The organism is Herbaspirillum sp. Her3, assembly GCF_057961275.1.
In genome coordinates this window covers 3,218,440-3,236,637 of sequence record NZ_CM176328.1, presented here as the reverse complement: position 1 = coordinate 3,236,637, position 18,198 = coordinate 3,218,440, and the positions used below count along the sequence as shown (strand labels likewise).

The following is an 18,198-nucleotide window of genomic DNA, read 5'->3' as shown; positions in this document are numbered from 1 at the left end:
GAGTGCATTGCATTCGGGCTTTTTGTTTTGATGGGCGAGATCAGTTGTTCTGGTGTGCCTTGCCCAGCCGTTTCTCCAGCCGGTGCTGCAAGGCCTCGAAACACAGGCTCAGCATCCAGTAGATGGCCGCAGCGGCCAGGTACAGCGGCAGCGGGCGGAAGGTCACGGCAATGACTTCCTTGGTCGCCAGCATTAGTTCGGTCACCGTGATGACCGAGACCAGCGAGGTATCCTTGATGAGGCTGATCAGGGTGTTGCTCATCGAGGGCACGGCAATGCGCACCGCCTGCGGGACGATGATGTAGCGCAAGGTCTGGAAATAGGTCAGCCCGACGCTGTAGGAAGCATTCCACTGGCCATGCGTTACCCCCAAGATGGCACCGCGCAGGCTTTCCGACAGGTAGGCCCCGGCATTGAGACTGAGCGTGAGCACGCCCGCCGTCAGCGGCGAGAATTCGATACCGATGCCCGGCAAGCCGTAATAGACCACGAAGATCTGCACCAGCAGCGGGGTGCCGCGCATCATGCTGACGTAGAGCGCAGCAGGCCAGTGGATCGGGCGCCAGGGAACGATACGCGCCACCGCCAGCACGAAGCCCAGCACCAGCCCGCCGACCATCGAAGCCAGCGCGAAGAGCAGGGTATAGCCCACGCCCTTGGCCAGGGTGGGGGCGGCTTGCTGTAGCAGGTCCAGAATTTCCATAAGCATTCGAACTAAAAAATTATCCCCGCGATGCGGGGATAAGTTGGTCCGCCCGGAGCGTGCCGGGCGGCATGCAGTGCCGGATTGAGCGCGCCTTATTGTGCTTTCGGCGGCTGGCTCACGTCAATGCCGAACCACTTCTCGGAAGCGGCCTTGAAGCTGCCATCGGCCTTGATGTCGGCCAGGGCCTTGTTCAGCGCAGCCTTGAATTCCGGATTGCCCTTGCGGAAGGGAATGCCGATCTTGTCGACGGTGCCGATGGGGCTGCCGGCCTTCAAGGGCAGGTTGGTCGACTTCAGGATGTAGCCCACCAGCAAGCTGTCGTTGAGGGCAGCGTCGATGCGGCCAGCCGCCAGGTCAGCCAGGTATTCGGGCGAGCCCGGATAGGTGCGCACGTCGATGCCCGGCACGGCCTTGGCCTTCTGCTCGAAGTTGGTGCCCTGGCCCAGGCCGAGCTTCTTGCCCTTCAGGTCTTCCAGGCTCTTGAATTCGCGCTTCTCATCCTTGCGCACGATCAGCTGGGCGCTGGAGAGGGTGTACGGATCGGAGAAATCGAAAGCCTTCTGGCGCTCGTCGGTGATGCCGACCTGGTTGATGATGACGTCATACTTGCCCGCGCCCAGGCCGGCCAGGATGCCGCTCCACTCGGTGGTGGTGAACACTGGCTTGACGCCCAGCTTGGCCGCCAGCAGCTTGGCCACGTCGACTTCGAAACCGGTCAGCTCGCCCGTCTTGGCATCCTTGAAGTTGAACGGAGGATAGTTGCCTTCCAGCGCCACCTTCAGCGTGCCGCTGCTCTTGACCGATTGCAGCAGGTCGGCTGCCGAGACGCTCAGGGAGGAAGCCAGCAGTGCCGCGCCGGCACCGGCCAGCAGCCATTGCTTGATGTTCTTGTTCATATGTCGATGTCCTTATCAAAACTTTCGCCACAAAAAAGTGCGGCCAGGGCGCAATGATGCCTTCGTTTTGCCCAACTGCAAGGGCTGGCTTAAGACATTGATGTAGAAAGCTTATGCCAGCCGCGGTTCCGCCGGCTCAGGCCTGCAATTGCTCCAGCGCTTCCTGCTGTTCCAGCCATTCGTTTTCCAGCTGTTCCAGTTCCTTGCTGCAGTAGGCCTGGTCGGTGATGAGCGTCTTCAGTTCTTCCTTGTTGGCGGCATCGTAGATGTCGGGGCTGGCCAGGCGCGCATCGATCTCGGCCTTGCGGACGTTGAGCTTGGCGATCTGCTCATCGAGCCGCTTGATGCGGGCCTCGATGGGCTTTTTCAGGGCCGACATCTTCTGCCGCTGCTCGGCTTCCATGCGCTTCTGTTCCTTGCGATCCACCAGCGAGGCCGGGGCGGCCTCCACCACCTGGCTGGCCGTCGGCAGCGGGGCAGCGGCTGCGGCGTCATTGCGGGCGGCCAGCTTGGTCTTGAAGAGCCAGTCCTTGTAGTCGTCCAGGTCGCCATCGAAGGGTTGCAGCTTGCCTTCGGCCACGATCAGGAACTGGTCGGTGGTGGCACGCAGCAGGTGGCGATCGTGGGAGACCAGTACCAGCGTGCCCTCGAACTGCGCCAGCGCCATGGTCAGCGCTTCGCGGGTTTCCAGGTCGAGGTGGTTGGTCGGTTCGTCCAGCAGCAGCAGGTTGGGGCGCTGCCAGACGATCAGGGCCAGCGCCAGGCGCGCCTTTTCGCCACCCGAGAAGGGCGCGATGGACGACGTGGCCATGGTGCCGTTGAAGTTGAAGCTGCCCAGGAAATTGCGCAACTCCTGCTCGCGCACATCCGGCGCGAGGCGAGTCAGATGCCACAGCGGTGATTCGTCATGACGCAGCATTTCCACCTGGTGCTGGGCGAAGTAACCGATCACCAGGCCCTTGCCCAGACGGGCCGTGCCGGACAGTGGATCGATCTCGCCGGCCACGGTCTTGATGAGCGTCGATTTACCTGCACCGTTGACACCCAGCAGGCCAATACGCTGGCCATTCTGCAGCGAGAAATCGATGCCATGCACGATGATCTTGTCTTCATCCGGCGCACCGTTCTTGCCCTCGATGTGATAGCCGGCGTTGACCTTTTCCATCACCAGCAGCGGATTGGGCGCAGACAAGGGCTCGCGGAATTCAAACGAGAATTCAGCTGCCGCCCGCAGCGGTGCCAGCTCTTCCATCTTGGACAAAGCCTTCATGCGGCTCTGCGCCTGGCGCGCTTTGGTCGCCTTGGCCTTGAAGCGGTCAATGAAGGATTGCAGGTGCGCGCGCTGGCGCTGCTGCTTCTCGATCATCCCCGCCATCAGTTCCAGCTGGGCCGAGCGCTGGCGTTCGAACGCGCTGTAGTTGCCGGAATAACGCTTCAGCTTGCGATCATCGATATGAACGATCACGTTCACCACGCCATCCAGGAAATCGCGGTCGTGGGAAATGATGAGCAGGGTGCCCTCGTAGCGCTTCAACCAGTCTTCCAGCCAGATGATGGCATCCAGGTCCAGGTGGTTGGTCGGTTCGTCCAGCAGCAGCAGGTCGGACGGGCACATCAGTGCCTGCGCCAGGTTCAGGCGCATGCGCCAGCCACCGGAGAAGCTGGCCACCGGCCGCTCCATCTGTTCCAGCGAAAATCCCAGGCCCAGCAGCAATTGCTCGGCGCGGGAGCGCACGGTATAGGCATCCGCATCGGCCAGGGCAGTATGCAGTTCGGCGATGTGATTGCCGTCGTGTTTGTCGTCCGGCTGGGCTTCGGCACGCGCCAGTTCGGCTTCCAGCTGGCGCAGATGGGCATCGCCATCGATGGCGTACTCGATGGCCGGACGGTCCAGCGCCGGGGTTTCCTGCGCCACGTAGGCCATGCGCCAGCGCGCCGGGTAGTCGATATTGCCTAAGTCGGCGTGCAGCTCGCCACGCAGCATGGCGAACAGGCTGGACTTGCCGGCGCCGTTGGCGCCGATCAGGCCGATCTTGTCGCCCGGGTTGAGCGTCAGGTCGACATTCTCCAGCAGTGGCTTGACGCCACGCTGGAGGGAAACTTGCTGGAAACGGATCATCGGTGGTTCAGACTCAAAGGGGCGCTCAGGCTCAGGCCAGTTGCAGTTGTTCGGCCGTGACCAGGAACACCATGTCGTCCCCGGCGCTGGTGGTCAGCCAGGTCAGTTCCAGTTCCGGGAAGGCCGCTTCGGCGAAGGCGCGCTCATTGCCGATCTCGACCACCAGCACGCCTTCGGGCGTGAGGCGCTCGGCGGCACCGGCGACGATCTTGCGCACCAGGTCCATGCCATCCTCGCCACCGGCCAGCGCCAGTTGCGGCTCGCGCAGGTATTCCTGGGGCAGCTTGGCCATGGAACCGGAATTCACATAGGGCGGATTGCTGATGATCAGATCGTACTTGCGCAGCGGCAGTTGCGTGTACAGGTCGGATTCGACCAGCTTGATGCGCTCCTGCAACTGGTAGTCATCCACGTTCTTGCGCGCCACGGCCAGCGCATCGGCGGAGATGTCGACCGCATCGATCTGCGCATTCGGGAAGGCATCGGCCAGCAGGATGGGCAGGCAGCCGGAACCGGTGCACAGGTCCAGCGCGTTTTCGATGGATTCCGGGTCCTGGATCCAGGGCGAGAAATGCTGCGGAATCAGTTCGGCGATGAAGGAACGCGGCACGATCACGCGCTCATCGACGTAGAAGCGATAGGCGCCCAGCCAGGCTTCATTGGTAATGTAGGCGGCCGGCAAGCGGTCCTTGCTGCGGCGTTCGATCACGCGCATGACCGAGGCGATTTCTTCGGGCAAGAGGCGCGCATCGAGGAAGGGATCGAGCTGGTCCAGCGGCAGTTTGAGCGTATGCAGGATCAGGTAAGCCGCTTCATCCAGCGCATTGCTGCTGCCGTGGCCGAAGAACAGTTGTTCGGTGTTGAAGCGGGTCACGGCGTAGCGCAGCAGGTCGCGCACGGTGGAGAAATTGTTGGGGGTCATGGTGTTCTCTTCAATGCAAGGCCGCCCGCTCAGGCGAGCAGGTTTTCCAGCGTCTTGCGGTAGATGTTCTTGAGCGGATCGATGTAGCGCACTTCGATGTGCTCATCGATCTTGTGGATGCTGTCGTTCGGCGGGCCGAACTCGATCACCTGCGGGCAGATCTGGGCGATGAAGCGTCCATCGGAGGTGCCGCCGGTGGTCGACAGCTCGGTGTCCAGCCCGGTCTCGTCCTTGATCGCCTTGGACAGCGCATCCGAGAGGTCGCCGCGCGGGGTCAGGAAGGGCAGGCCGCCGACGGTCCACTTCAGGTCGTATTCCAGGCCATGCTTGTCGAGGATGGCGTGTACGCGCTGCTGCAAACCTTCCACGGTGCTGGCTGTGGAGAATCGGAAGTTGAAGTCGATCACGACTTCACCCGGGATCACGTTGGAGGCACCCGTGCCGCCATGGATATTGGAAATCTGCCAGGAAGTCGGCAGGTAGTATTCATTGCCCGCATCCCACTGTTCGGCCACCAGTTCGACCAGTGCCGGCGCAGCCTGGTGGATGGGATTGCGCGCCAGTTGCGGGTAGGCGATATGGCCCTGGATGCCCTTGACGGTCAGCTTGCCCGACATGGTGCCGCGGCGGCCGTTCTTGATCATGTCGCCCAGGGTCTTGGCCGAGGTCGGTTCGCCCACGATGCAGTAGTCCAGTTGTTCGCCGCGCGCCTTCAGGGCATTGCAGACGACGACCGTCCCATCGATGGCCGGGCCTTCTTCATCGCTGGTGATGAGGAAACCGATCGAGCCCTTGTGCTCCGGATGGGTCGCCGTGAACTCTTCGCAAGCTACCACCATGGCGGCAATCGAAGTCTTCATGTCGGAGGCGCCACGGCCGTACAGGCGACCATCGCGCAGGGTCGGCTGGAAGGGATGCGACTGCCATTTTTCCAGCGGACCGGTCGGTACCACGTCGGTGTGGCCGGCAAAGACCACCAGCGGCTGCGCCGTTCCCTTGCGCGCCCACAGGTTGGTGACGTCGCCGGACTGGATGGTCTCGCAGACGAAGCCCAGCGGCGCGAGCAATTCCGCCAGCCTGGCCTGGCAGCCTTTGTCTTCGGGGGTGACGGAAGAAAGGGATATCAATTCCTGGGTCAGGGCCAGCGTCTTGCTCATGATCATTTCTCGAAAATGTGTTGATACTGATCGGCCTTGAAGCCGACGTGATACTGCTTGCCATCGAAGAGCACCGGGCGCTTCACCACCGAGGGGTTTTCCACCATCAGGGCGACGGCTGCGGCGTCATCGGTGATGGCCGCCTTGCGTTCGTCCGGCAGGGCGCGCCAGGTGGTCCCCTTGCGGTTGACCAGCACGTCGCGCTCCACGTCCTTCAGCCAGGCTTGCGCCTGTTCGGCGGTGAGGCCGGCCTTCTTGAAATCGTGGAAGTGATAGGCGATCCCTTGCTCGTCCAGCCACACGCGGGCTTTCTTGACGGTATCGCAGTTGGGGATGCCATAGAGGGTGATCTTGTCGCTCATGCTGGTTCTCGCAATCGGGGCCACTAGAACACGACGCCGCGCCGGACAGGACGACCGGCGCGGCGCGTGGGTGCTTCAGGACTTCAGGCAAGCCGCAGGACGGGATTACTCGCCGCGCAGCAGTTCGTTGATGGAAGTCTTGGAACGGGTCTGGGCATCGACCTTCTTGACGATGATCGCGGCATACAGGCTGTACTTGCCATCCTTGGAGGGTAGGTTGCCCGGCACCACCACCGAGCCCGTCGGCACGCGGCCGTAGTGGACTTCGCCGGTTTCGCGGTCATAGATCTTGGTCGACTGGCCGATGTAGACGCCCATGGACAGCACCGAGTTTTCTTCGATGATGACGCCTTCGACCACTTCCGAACGGGCACCGATGAAGCAGTTGTCTTCGATGATGACGGGGCCGGCCTGCACCGGCTCCAGCACGCCGCCGATGCCGACACCACCGGAGAGGTGAACGTTCTTGCCGATCTGGGCCGCCGAGCCGACGGTGGCCCAGGTGTCGACCATCGTGCCTTCATCGACGTAGGCGCCGATGTTGACGTACGAAGGCATCAGCACCACGTTGCGGCCGATGAAGGAACCGTGACGGGCCACCGCAGGCGGCACCACGCGGAAGCCACCCTTGGCGAAATCTTCAGCGGTGTAGTTGGCGAACTTGGTGGGCACCTTGTCGTAGAACTGCGGGTAGCCAGCGCCGGCCGACATCGGCACGTTGTCTTCCAGGCGGAAGGACAGCAGGATGGCTTTCTTCACCCATTGGTTGACTTCCCACTGGCCGACGCCTTGACGGTTGGCGACGCGCAGGGTGCCATCGTTCAGGCCTGCGATCACTTCGGCCACCGCATTGCGGATGTCGGCCGGAGCGCTCTTGGGGGACAGGCTGGCGCGGTCTTCCCACGCCTGATCGATGATTTGCTGAATGGACTGTGTCATGTTGATATCTATGAACGGTTGGGTGAAAAGGAGGCGAATCTGGCTTCGCTGACAGGGCTTATGCCTGGCCGGCCAGTTTCTTGGTGAAGGCGACGATGCGTTGCGCCGCCTCCAGGCATTCTTCGACTTCGGCCACCAGCGCCATGCGGATGCGGCCGGCGCCCGGATTGACGCCATGCGCCTCGCGCGCCAGGTAGCTGCCGGGCAGTACCGTGACATTATATTCGGCGTACAGACGACGGGCGAATTCGGTGTCGCTGATATCGACCAGCTTGTCGATCTTGGCCCACAGGTAGAAGGCGGCATCGGGCAAGGCGACGTCCATCACTTCCTGCAGCAGCGGGGTGACCTGGGAGAACTTGGTGACGTACTTGGCGATGTTGTCCTGGACGTGGGTTTCGTCCTGCCAGGCCAGCACGGAAGCGGCCTGGATCACCGGGCTCATGGCCGCGCCGTGGTAGGTGCGGTAGAGCAGGAATTTTTTCAGGATGGCGGCGTCGCCGGCCACGAAGCCCGAGCGCATGCCCGGCACGTTGGAGCGCTTGGACAGGCTGGAGAAGGAAATCAGGTTGCGATAGTCGCGGCCCAGGAGGCGCGCGGCCTGCATGCCGCCCAGCGGCGGGTCTTGCTTGAAGTAGATCTCGGAGTAGCACTCGTCGGAAGCGATCACGAAGCCGTAGCGATCCGACAGGGCGAACAGTTCCTTCCAGTCTTCCAGCGTCAGCACCGCGCCCGTGGGGTTGCCCGGCGAGCAGACGAACAGCAGCTGCACGCGTTCCCACACGTCTTGCGGCACCTGGCTGAAATCGGGCGCAAAGTTGCGCGCCGGGTCCGAATTGACGAAGTAGGGCTCGGCACCGGCCAGGTAGGCCGAGCCTTCATAGATCTGGTAGAACGGGTTGGGGCACATCACCAGCGCGCCCGGCCGGGTCGGATCGACCACGGTCTGGGTCAGCGAGAACAGCGCCTCGCGCGAACCGATCACCGGCAGGATCTCGGTGGCCGGATCCGGACGGGGGATGTCGTAACGCTTCTGCAGCCAGTCCGCAATCGCACCACGCAGCGCATCGCTGCCCAGGGTGGCCGGGTAGGAGGCCAGGCCGGCCAGGTTGTCGGTCAATGCCTGCTGGATGAACGCAGGCGTGGGATGCTTGGGCTCGCCGATGCCCAGGCTGATCGGGCGGTAGGCCGGGTCGGGCGTGATGCCGGCGAAGAGCTTCTTGAGCTTTTCGAAGGGATAGGGCTGCAGTTTGTCGAGTAGGGGATTCACGTCGCTGGACTGGAGTAAAGCTTCCCGGGCCGTCAGCTCGCAGAGGCGTCAGCGAGCTCGGGCGGCCACGGCAAAGGGCTGGGAAAGCTTGCGATTATACCGTCATTTGCAGGCATTGCCGTGCTCGTGGTCGGGCGCAATGTTGAGCTGATGGCATGCCTGTGAAGCAAGAAACAAGCAAGAAACCGCTCGGCCGGGCTTCCATGTGCATTCATTCATCCTCCCGTACGCTGGCAAAGAAAAATCGCAATCCGGAAAATCAGGGCCAGGTAAGCAATCTGTTCAGCGGATTGTCAGGGAAGGTCAGGGAGTAAGGTGGACGCTCGCCAAAAACGGGCGTGCTCACAAGGTGTGCCCCCCAAATTCCCGGAGAACAAGAATGAAAAGCCTCAAAGCGCAGTTACTGTCTGCGCTGGTCGTGATGTGGGTCGGTTTGCTGGCGCTGGCCGCCTGGTCGGCCTACAGCGCCCGCGAAAACATGATGGATGAACGCAAGGATGGCCTGCGCCGCGTGGTGGAAGCCGCCAACGGCGTGGTCAACAGCTACGTGGCCGATGTCGCTGCCGGCAAGGTCTCCAAGGAAGAGGCCCAGAAGAACGCCCTGGAACGCATCGCCGCCATGCGCTATGACGGCGACAACTACCTGTTCATCTTCGACTCCCGGCCGGTGGTGCTGATGCTGCCCTCCAACAAGGCCATGGTGGGCAAGAACGTGGCCGACCGCAAGGACTCCGAGGGCAAGGCCTATTACGTCGAAATGATGAAGGTCGGCCAGGAAAAGGGGCAGGGCTTCGTGCAATACATGGGCCGCCTGCCTGGCACCGACGACAGCAACCGCACCCCCAAGATGAGCTATGTAGTGCATAACAAGACCTGGGACTGGTTCATCGTCACGGGCGTGTTCCTCTCCGACGTGCAGGCCCAGTTCCGGGCAGATGTGCTGCGGCTCATCGGGATCCTGGTGGTAGTGGGCGTGCTGGTGTCGGTGATGATGCTGGCCATCATCCGCCGCATCACCGGCAGCCTGGGCGGCGAGCCCGCCTACGCGGTGGGCATTGCAACCCGCATCGCCAATGGCGACCTGACCGTGCGTGTCGATACCCGTGCCGGTGACAACCGCAGCCTGCTCTTCGAGATGGCCAGCATGCGGGAGCGGCTGGCCGGTGTCATCAAGGGCATCCGCCAGGGCACCGACGCCATCGACATCGGCGCGCGCGAGATCGCGGCGGGCAACCTGGACCTGTCCTCCCGTACCGAAGAGCAGGCCGGCTCGCTGGCGACCACGGCCTCCAACATGGATACGCTGACCGCCACCGTGAAGCAGAATGCCGACAACGCCCGCCAGGCCGGCCAGCTGGCCAACAACGCCTCGGAAATCGCCAAGCGCGGCGGCGAGGTGGTGGGGCAGGTGGTGCAGACCATGGAAGGCATCACCGAGAGTTCGCGCAAGATTTCCGACATCATCGGCGTGATCGATGGCATCGCCTTCCAGACCAATATCTTGGCCTTGAATGCGGCCGTGGAAGCCGCCCGTGCCGGTGAACAGGGGCGCGGCTTTGCGGTGGTGGCCTCCGAGGTGCGTTCGCTGGCCCAGCGCAGTGCCCAGGCGGCCAAGGAAATCAAGGCCCTGATCGAGGATTCGGTGCAGCGCGTGGGCGATGGTTCGGACCAGGTGGCGCGCGCCGGGCAAACCATGGGCGAAGTGGTCTCGGCGGTGCACCGCCTGACCGATATCGTCAGCGAGATCTCGGCGGCCTCCGAAGAGCAGCGCCGTGGCATCGAACAGGTCAACCTGGCTATCGGCGAGATGGACCAGGTGACCCAGCAGAACGCCGCTCTGGTGGAAGAAGCGGCCGCTGCAGCCGGTTCCCTGGAAGAACAGGCACGGCGCCTCAAGGCGGCCGTGGCGACCTTCCAGGTCGAAGGCGAGGAGGGTGCGGCTGCGCCCATGCCAGCGGCTACGCCCAAGGTGGCACCGGTGGGGGCCAAGCCTTCCGTTGCACCCAAGCCCGTCCCGAAGCCCGCTGCCAAGCTCCCGGCCCGGGCTGCAACGCCGCTGCCGCCGCCGGGCAAGCCTGCAGCCCCCGCCAAACCGGCCTCTGCGGGCAGGCCATCGCCCGCAAACGATGATGGGGATTGGGAAACCTTCTGATCCTGCGCCCTGGAAATGAAGCAATGGACGCCGTACCGGGTGTTGCCGGTGCGGCGTTTTTCATGAATGGTCAGAAATCCGCCCGAAGGGCGGCCAGAGGCGATCCCGCGCCCTTTTTGGCCTTGCCGGGGCCGGGCGATGTTATGATACCGGCCGTTCCGGAAGCAAAAATCCTGCTTCCTCCTAACTGTTTCAATTTGTCGATAACGTGCGTCTAACTTCCATCAAATTATCTGGATTCAAGTCCTTCGTCGAGCCTACGCATTTCCAGGTTCCGGGGCAGCTGGTGGGTGTGGTCGGGCCCAATGGCTGCGGCAAATCCAACATCATCGATGCCGTGCGCTGGGTCCTGGGTGAATCCAAGGCCTCCGAGCTGCGCGGCGAGTCGATGCAGGACGTCATCTTCAACGGCTCCACCCACCGCAAGCCGGCCGGGCGCGCCTCGGTCGAACTGGTATTCGACAACTCGGCCAGCAAGGCCGCCGGCCAGTGGGGCCAGTACGCCGAAATCGCCGTCAAGCGCACGCTCACGCGCGATGGCACGTCTTCCTACTACATCAACAACCAGTCGGTGCGCCGCCGCGACATCCAGGACATCTTCCTGGGCACCGGCCTGGGTCCGCGCGCCTACGCCATCATCGGCCAGGGCATGATCTCGCGCATCATCGAGGCGCGCCCTGAAGAGCTGCGCATCTTCCTGGAAGAAGCCGCTGGCGTGTCCAAGTACAAGGAACGCCGCCGCGAGACCGAAAACCGCCTGCACGACACCACTGAAAACCTGACGCGCCTGGAAGACATCCTGCGCGAGCTGAACGCCAACCTGGAAAAGCTGGAAGCCCAAGCCGCCGTGGCCAAGAAATTCCACGAGCTGCAGAACGACCAGGAAGAAAAGCAGAAACTGCTCTGGCTGCTGCGCAAGAATGAAGCCAAAGCCGAGCAGGAGCGCTTCTTCAAGGAAATCGAGCGCGCCCAGATCGACCTGGAAGAGCAGACCGCCAAGCTGCGGCATGTCGAAACCGAGCTGGAGCACATGCGCCAGGCGCATTACGCCGCTGGCGACCGCCTGCACCAGGCGCAAGGCCACCTGTACCAGACCAACTCCGAGATCGGCAGCCTGGAAGCGCAGATCAAGTTCGTCATCGAGTCGCGCAATCGCCTGCAGGCCCAGCTGAACTCCCTGGGCGCGCAGCGCGACCAGTGGCAGCGCCAGGGCACCCAGCAGCAGGAAGAACTGGCCGAGGCCGAGATCCAGCTGGAAGAATTCGGCATGCGCGTGGAGCAGGCCCAGCACGCCGTGCAGGACACCAGTGATCGCCTGCCGTCGCTGGAAGCGGCATGGCGCGAGTCGCAGGTCAAGACTACTGAATCGCGCGGCAAGATCATGCAGGTGCAGCAGCAGATCGAACTGCAATCGACGCACCAGCGCAATGCCTCCAACATCCTCTCCGGCCTGGCCGCGCGCCGCGAACGCCTGATGCAGGAAAAGAACGGCATGGCCCTGCCTGACGAGACGCACCTGTCCAACCTGCGCATGCAGCTGGAAGAAAAGCAGGCCTCGCTGGAAGAGGCGAGCATGTATCTGGAAGAGGCGCAGGAGCAGTTGCCGCGCCTGGAAGAAGAGCGCCGCACCGCCCAGGAACTGGTCAACAAGGAAACCTCGGCCAACGCCCAGCTGGAAGCGCGCCTGACCGCCCTGAAGCAATTGCAGGAAAGCGTGCAGGCCCAAGGCAAGGTGCAGCCCTGGCTGGAAAAGCACGGCCTGGCCGAGCTGCCGCTCCTGTGGCAGAAGCTGCACATCGAATCCGGCTGGGAAACCGCGCTGGAAGCGGTGCTGCGCGAGCGCATGTCGGCGCTGGAAATGTCCAACCTGGACTGGGCCAAGGCCTTCTTCAGCGATGCCCCGCCGGCCAAGCTGGCCCTGTACGCGCCCAACGCCGGCCTGGCCCAGCCTGAAGCCCAGCCGGTGGCCGGCCTGAAGCCCTTCGTGACGCTGCTGCAGCTGAACGATCCGGGCCTGCGTGCCCTGATGAACGACTGGCTCAACCACATCTACATCGCCGACGATACGGCCAGCGCCTTTGCCGAGCGTGCCAAGCTGCCCTTGGGTGGCCTCTTCGTGACCCGCCAGGGCCACGTGGTGAGCAATTCCAGCGTGCGTTTCTACGCCTCCGATTCGGAGCAGGACGGCATGCTGGCGCGCCAGCAGGAAATCGAGAACATCACCAAGCAGCAACGTGCGCAAGCGATGCTGGCCGAAGAAGCCAAGGGCCGCGCCGTGCGCGCCGAGGCGGCCCTGTCGGCGGCGTCGCAGCGCCTGCAGGAACTGCGCCAGCGCGTCAATTCGCTCACCCAGTCGGCACACAGCCTGCAGATCGAGGTGATGAAGCTGGCCGAGGTGCAGGAGCGCTTCAACCAGCGCAGCACCCAGATCGCCACCGATCTGGAAGAAATCTCGATGCAGGAAGCCGAGCAGCAGCAGGTGCAAGCCGAATCCGAGGCCCGCTTCGAGGAGCTGGACATCGAACTGGCCGAGCTGCAGGAGCAACACGAGAACGGCCAGACCGATTACCTCAACAAGGAACAGCAGCTCAACGACGCCCGCACGCGCCTGCGCGAACTGGAACGCGCCGCCCAGGAAACCGAATTCGCCGAGAAGTCGCATCGCAACAAGATCGAGGAACTCAAGCGCGGTATCGCCACGGCGCTGGAACAGGCCGCGCAACTGTTCGCCAGCATGCAGCAGGGCTCGCTGGAGCTGGAAAGCCTGGACGACCAGGCCGCCCAGGCCGGCCTGCAGGAGCTGCTGGACCGCCGCAGCGAGCAGGAACGGGCGCTGGCCGATGCCCGCCACGAGCTGGATCAACTGTCGCAGCAACTTCGTTCACATGAAGAATCGCGCATGCAGGCTGAGCGCAGCCTGCAGCCCCAGCGTGACCGCATCACCGAACTGCAACTGAAGGAACAGGCCGCGCGCCTGAACCAGGAGCAATTCTCCGAAGCTCTGGCCCAGACCCAGGCCGACGAGGCCGCGCTGTCGCAAAAGCTGACCAGCGACATGCGTCCGTCCTATTTGCAAGGCGAAGTGACCCGCCTGACCAATGCCATCGCCGCCCTGGGCGCGGTCAACCTGGCCGCGCTGGACGAACTGGCGACCGCTTCCGAGCGCAAGCACTTCCTCGATGCCCAGCACGCCGACCTGAACGAAGCCATCACCACGCTGCAGGATGCGATCCACAAGATCGACATGGAAACCCGCGACCTGCTGCAGGATACTTTCGACAAGGTGAATCACCACTTCTCGGAACTGTTCCCGGTGCTCTTCGGCGGCGGCCAGGCCAAGCTCATCATGACCGGCGACGAGATCCTCGATTCCGGCGTGCAGGTCATGGCGCAGCCGCCGGGCAAGAAGAACGCCACCATCCACCTGCTGTCCGGTGGGGAAAAGGCGCTCACGGCCACTGCCCTGGTGTTCTCGATGTTCCAGCTGAACCCGGCGCCGTTCTGCTTGCTCGACGAGGTGGACGCACCGCTGGACGATGCCAACACCGAACGCTTCGCCAACATGGTCAAGCGCATGTCGGATCACACCCAGTTCCTCTTCATCTCCCACAACAAGATCGCCATGGAAATGGCGCAGCAGCTGATCGGGGTGACCATGCAGGAGCAGGGCGTGTCACGCATCGTGGCGGTGGACATGGAGTCGGCCGCCAACTTCTCCAGCGCCGAGCAGGCTGCCTGATGGCCTGCCGGGGGCTTGTGCGGGCCGGTCCCGAAGCTTTGTCGGCTTGACAAGCAGGGGGCGTGACCGTACCCTGAAAACCTTGCCGGCCAGCCCGCGGCATGCGCAAGCCCCGGCTGGAACCGTACAGATTTGGCCCCTGCGGGCCTTGGAAAAATAACAATATCTTGACCGCGCACTTGTATCCGCTCCGTTCGACCGATCTGCATGGCGCCATGATGGCGGTGCAGGCAGCTGCCAGCGCTGCGGCAGTCCCGGCGGATGGCCGTGTGAGCGGCCCGCGCGGTCCGGGCTTTCTTGGATTGATAGGATTCGGATTTCTTCGATGAGCAGCTTTTCCCAGCCGACCATGCCACGCGGCGCCCATGATGGCGCCCTCCAGCCCGCCAGCCTGAAAGGTCGTGCAGCATGATGATGGATCTCCAGACCAGCCTGATCATCCTGGGTGGCGTCTTCGTCGCCGGGGTAATCACCTATAACAAATGGCAGGAGCACAAGGCGCGCAAGACTGTGGAGCGCGCCTTTTCTTCGTCGCACGATGACGTGCTGATGTCGCCGGACGAGCCGACCGAAGCCGAACCGGCGTTCGCGCCGCCGCTGGCCGAACGCACTGCCGCGCCCCGCATGGCCGAGCCGGTGCTGGACCCGGATGCCGGGCGCGCCGAACCCTCGTTCTACGATGCGCCTGAACGCAAGCCGGTACCCGCGCCCGTGAAGGCCTACCAGGACCAGGCCGAGTTCGAACCGCGCGAACCCTACCTGGGTGAGCCCCCGGTGGGTGCTGCGGCACCCGCCGCCGTGGCGGCCGATGACGCGGTACTGGTCGAAGCGCTGGCCCAGGCCCCGCAATCGACCGTGGCCCAGGTCATCGCCGGTGCCGAGGAGCAAGCCGATATCGCCCCGGCCCCGGCCTTCATGCCGCCGCCCGAGATGCAGGCCCGTCTGGCGCCCAAGCGCGAGCTGCCGGTGGATGAGCTGATCGACTGCAACATCCCCATCGCCCTGGACAACCCGCTGCGTGGCGAGAAACTGCTGCCGATGCTGCAGGGCCTGCGCCACGTCGGCAACAAGCCGGTGCATTTCATCGGCCGCACCACCGAGGGCCATTGGGAAGCCATCGCCCACGGCAGCATCTACAACGCCTTGCTGGCCGGCGCGCAACTGGCCAACCGCAGCAATGCCATCAACGAGATCGAGTATTCCGAACTGGTCATGCGCCTGCGCGACCTGACCGATGCGCTCTCGGGCGAGCCGGAGCTGCCGGACATGCCGGACGTCATCCGTACCGCCCAGGCGCTGCACCAGTTCATCATCGACCACGATGCCCAGCTGTCGGTGAACGTGCGCTCGCAAGGCGCGCCCTGGAGCCTGGCTACCTTGCTGGCGGCGCTGACCCGCCAGGGCTTCGACCGCCGTACCGAAGGCTACCTGGTCATGCAGGATGGCGAGGGTGAAGTCCTGTTCGCACTCTCCACCAACGCCACCCCGACCGATGAAACCACCGACCGCCTGACGCTGCTGCTGGACGTACCCCGCGTGGCGCCGTCGCGCGATGGCTATGGTGCGCTGGTGGCGTGCGCCAAGTCGCTGTCGGCCCGCCTGGGCGGGATCATCGTCGATGACACTGACCAGCCGCTGACCGACGAAGCGCTTTCCGATATCGCCGAACAGGTGGCGGCGTTCTACAGCGCCATGGAATCGGCCGAGATCCCTGCCGGCTCCACCCGTGCCTTGCGCCTGTTCAGCTAAGGCCACGTTTTTATTCCCCCTACGATGCAAGACGACATGTTTTCCGCCGGACGGCCCCCGCAAGGCGTGCCGGACTGGCAGTCGCGCGCCCATGCGCTGCGCGACGAACTGAACCGCCACAACCACAGCTATTACGTGCTGGACCAGCCCAGCATTCCGGACGCCGAATACGACCGCCTGTTCCAGGAGTTGCAGGCGCTGGAAACCGCCCATCCCGAACTGCTCACGCCGGATTCGCCCACGCAGCGCGTGGGCGCCGGTCCGCTGCCGCAATTCGAGCCGGTCCGCCACGACATCCCCATGCTCTCGCTGGGCAACGGCTTTGCCGATGAAGACATCGAAGCCTTCGACAAGCGCGTGCGCGACGGCCTGGAAACCCTGCAGGAAGTGCGCTACGCCACCGAGCTGAAGTTCGACGGCCTGGCCATCAGCCTGCGCTACGAAAAGGGTGTCCTGGTGCAGGCCGCTACGCGCGGCGACGGCACCACGGGCGAGAACGTCACCGCCAACATCCGCACCGTGCGTGCCATTCCGCTGCGCCTGCACGGGGAGAACCTCCCCGAGGTGATCGACGTGCGCGGCGAAGTGCTGATGTACAAGGAAGACTTCGCACGCCTGAACCAGCGCCAGCGCGATGCCGGCCAGAAGGAATTCGCCAACCCCCGCAATGCGGCTGCGGGCAGCCTGCGCCAGCTGGATTCGCGCATCACCGCACAGCGCACGCTGCGCTTCTTCGCCTATGGCATCGGCGTGCTGGAAGGTGCCGAGATGCCGGCCTCGCATTCGGCCCTCTTGGACTGGTACCAGGAACTGGGCCTGCCGGTCTGCAAGGAGCGTGCCGTGGTCACCGGTGCGGCGGGCTTGCTGGAGTTCTTCCGCAGCATCGGTGCCAAGCGCGAGAGCCTGCCTTACGAGATCGATGGCGTGGTCTACAAGGTCGACCGGCTGGACCAGCAAAAGCACCTGGGCTTTGTCTCGCGTGCGCCGCGCTTTGCGCTGGCCCACAAGTTCCCGGCCCAGGAAGCCCTGACGGTGGTGCAGGACATCGAAGTCCAGGTCGGCCGCACGGGTGCCATCACCCCGGTGGCGCGCTTGAATCCCGTCTTCGTGGGTGGCGTTACCGTCACCAATGCCACGCTGCATAACGAAGATGAAGTGCGCCGCAAGGACATCCAGATTGGCGATACCGTCATCGTGCGCCGTGCCGGCGACGTGATTCCTGAAGTGGTGGCCTTCGTGCCCGAGAAGCGTCCGGCCGATGCGCGCGCCTTCGTCATGCCCGGCGCCTGCCCGGTGTGCGGCTCGCCCATCGTGCGTGCCGAAGATGAAGCAGTGGCGCGCTGCTCGGGTGGCTGGCTGAAATGTTCAGCCCAGCGCAAGGGTGGACTGCAGCATTTTGCTTCACGCCGGGCCATGGATATTGAAGGCCTGGGCGAGCAGCTGGTGGAGCAACTGGTGGACCGCCAGGTCGTCAATACGCCCGCCGATCTCTACCGCCTGGGCTTGTCGGCCCTGGCCGAACTGGACCGCATGGCCGAGAAATCGGCGCAGAACGTGCTGGACGCGCTGGAGAAATCCAAGACCACCACGCTGGCCCGCTTCATCTATGCGCTGGGCATCCGCCACGTGGGTGAAGCCACCGCCAAGGAACTGGCGCGCCATTTCGGCGGCATCGACAAGGTACTGGCCGCCAGCGAAGAGCAATTGCTGGAAGTGGCCGACATCGGACCGGTGGTGGCAGCCTCGATTCGCGCCTTCTTCAGCGATCCGGTCAATGTGGAACTGGTCGAGCAATTGCGCGCGGTCGGCGTACACTGGCCCGAGAGCGACGGCGTGGATGCTGGCGCCAAGCACCTGGCCGGAAAGACCTTCGTGTTGACCGGCACCTTGCCCAACCTGTCCCGCGATGAGGCCTCTGCGCTGATCGAGGCGGCCGGCGGCAAGGTCTCCGGTTCGGTTTCCAAGAAGACCAGCTACGTGGTGGCTGGTGCCGAAGCCGGCAGCAAGCTGGCCAAGGCCGAGGAGCTGGGCATCGCCATCCTCGACGAAGACGGACTCAAGGCACTGTGCGCCGGTCAGGATCCGTCAGCAGCGTAATCACATTGTCTTTTTATTCATATACAATGCCGCCGGTATGCAGTTCTGGCCTCCAGGACCGCGGTGCAGGATATCAGCATAACAATATAA

At 63.7% G+C, this 18,198-nt stretch carries 12 protein-coding genes; 4 read left to right on the top strand and 8 right to left on the bottom strand.

Annotation, left to right across the window (positions count from 1 at the left end):
* Positions 1-40 precede the first annotated feature (40 nt).
* The 8 genes from ACVC5H_RS14670 to dapC all read right to left on the bottom strand — a co-directional run bounded on the left by ACVC5H_RS14670 (position 41) and on the right by dapC (position 8,371).
* Positions 41-703 (bottom strand): amino acid ABC transporter permease, encoded by a 663-nt coding sequence (locus ACVC5H_RS14670; RefSeq protein ID WP_489618580.1) that lies wholly within the window; start codon positions 701-703, stop codon positions 41-43.
* A gap of 95 nt (positions 704-798) precedes the next feature.
* Positions 799-1,602 (bottom strand): cystine ABC transporter substrate-binding protein, encoded by an 804-nt coding sequence (locus ACVC5H_RS14665; protein ID WP_489618579.1) that lies wholly within the window; start codon positions 1,600-1,602, stop codon positions 799-801.
* A 136-nt stretch (positions 1,603-1,738) separates the two neighbouring features.
* On the bottom strand, positions 1,739-3,721 hold the full coding sequence (locus tag ACVC5H_RS14660) for an ATP-binding cassette domain-containing protein (protein WP_489618578.1): 1,983 nt from the start codon (positions 3,719-3,721) through the stop codon (positions 1,739-1,741).
* Positions 3,722-3,752: 31 nt separating this feature from the next.
* Entirely contained in the window at positions 3,753-4,643 is an 891-nt protein-coding gene (gene prmB / locus ACVC5H_RS14655; RefSeq protein WP_489618577.1) for a 50S ribosomal protein L3 N(5)-glutamine methyltransferase, read from the bottom strand.
* Positions 4,644-4,672: 29 nt separating this feature from the next.
* Entirely contained in the window at positions 4,673-5,800 is a 1,128-nt protein-coding gene (gene dapE / locus ACVC5H_RS14650) for a succinyl-diaminopimelate desuccinylase (RefSeq protein ID WP_489618576.1), read from the bottom strand.
* 2 nt (positions 5,801-5,802) lie between these two features.
* Positions 5,803-6,162, bottom strand: coding sequence for an ArsC family reductase (locus tag ACVC5H_RS14645; protein WP_241821559.1), 360 nt, complete (start codon positions 6,160-6,162; stop codon positions 5,803-5,805).
* 105 nt (positions 6,163-6,267) lie between these two features.
* Entirely contained in the window at positions 6,268-7,101 is an 834-nt protein-coding gene (dapD, locus tag ACVC5H_RS14640; RefSeq protein ID WP_489618575.1) for a 2,3,4,5-tetrahydropyridine-2,6-dicarboxylate N-succinyltransferase, read from the bottom strand.
* Positions 7,102-7,159: 58 nt separating this feature from the next.
* Entirely contained in the window at positions 7,160-8,371 is a 1,212-nt protein-coding gene (gene dapC, locus ACVC5H_RS14635; RefSeq protein WP_489618574.1) for a succinyldiaminopimelate transaminase, read from the bottom strand.
* A gap of 379 nt (positions 8,372-8,750) precedes the next feature.
* Here dapC and ACVC5H_RS14630 point away from each other — a divergent pair, with 379 nt between their 5' ends.
* The 4 genes from ACVC5H_RS14630 to ligA all read left to right on the top strand — a co-directional run bounded on the left by ACVC5H_RS14630 (position 8,751) and on the right by ligA (position 18,108).
* The gene (locus tag ACVC5H_RS14630; RefSeq protein ID WP_489618573.1) at positions 8,751-10,523 is read left to right on the top strand and encodes a methyl-accepting chemotaxis protein; all 1,773 of its coding nucleotides are present in this window, start codon (positions 8,751-8,753) and stop codon (positions 10,521-10,523) included.
* Between the two features lie 208 nt (positions 10,524-10,731).
* Positions 10,732-14,262: a chromosome segregation protein SMC gene (gene smc / locus ACVC5H_RS14625; protein WP_489618572.1), complete on the top strand. Its 3,531-nt coding sequence runs from the start codon at positions 10,732-10,734 to the stop codon at positions 14,260-14,262.
* Between the two features lie 408 nt (positions 14,263-14,670).
* Positions 14,671-16,011 (top strand): cell division protein ZipA C-terminal FtsZ-binding domain-containing protein, encoded by a 1,341-nt coding sequence (locus ACVC5H_RS14620; RefSeq protein ID WP_489618571.1) that lies wholly within the window; start codon positions 14,671-14,673, stop codon positions 16,009-16,011.
* A 24-nt stretch (positions 16,012-16,035) separates the two neighbouring features.
* Entirely contained in the window at positions 16,036-18,108 is a 2,073-nt protein-coding gene (gene ligA, locus ACVC5H_RS14615) for an NAD-dependent DNA ligase LigA (protein ID WP_489618570.1), read from the top strand.
* The last annotated feature ends 90 nt before the right edge of the window (positions 18,109-18,198 follow it).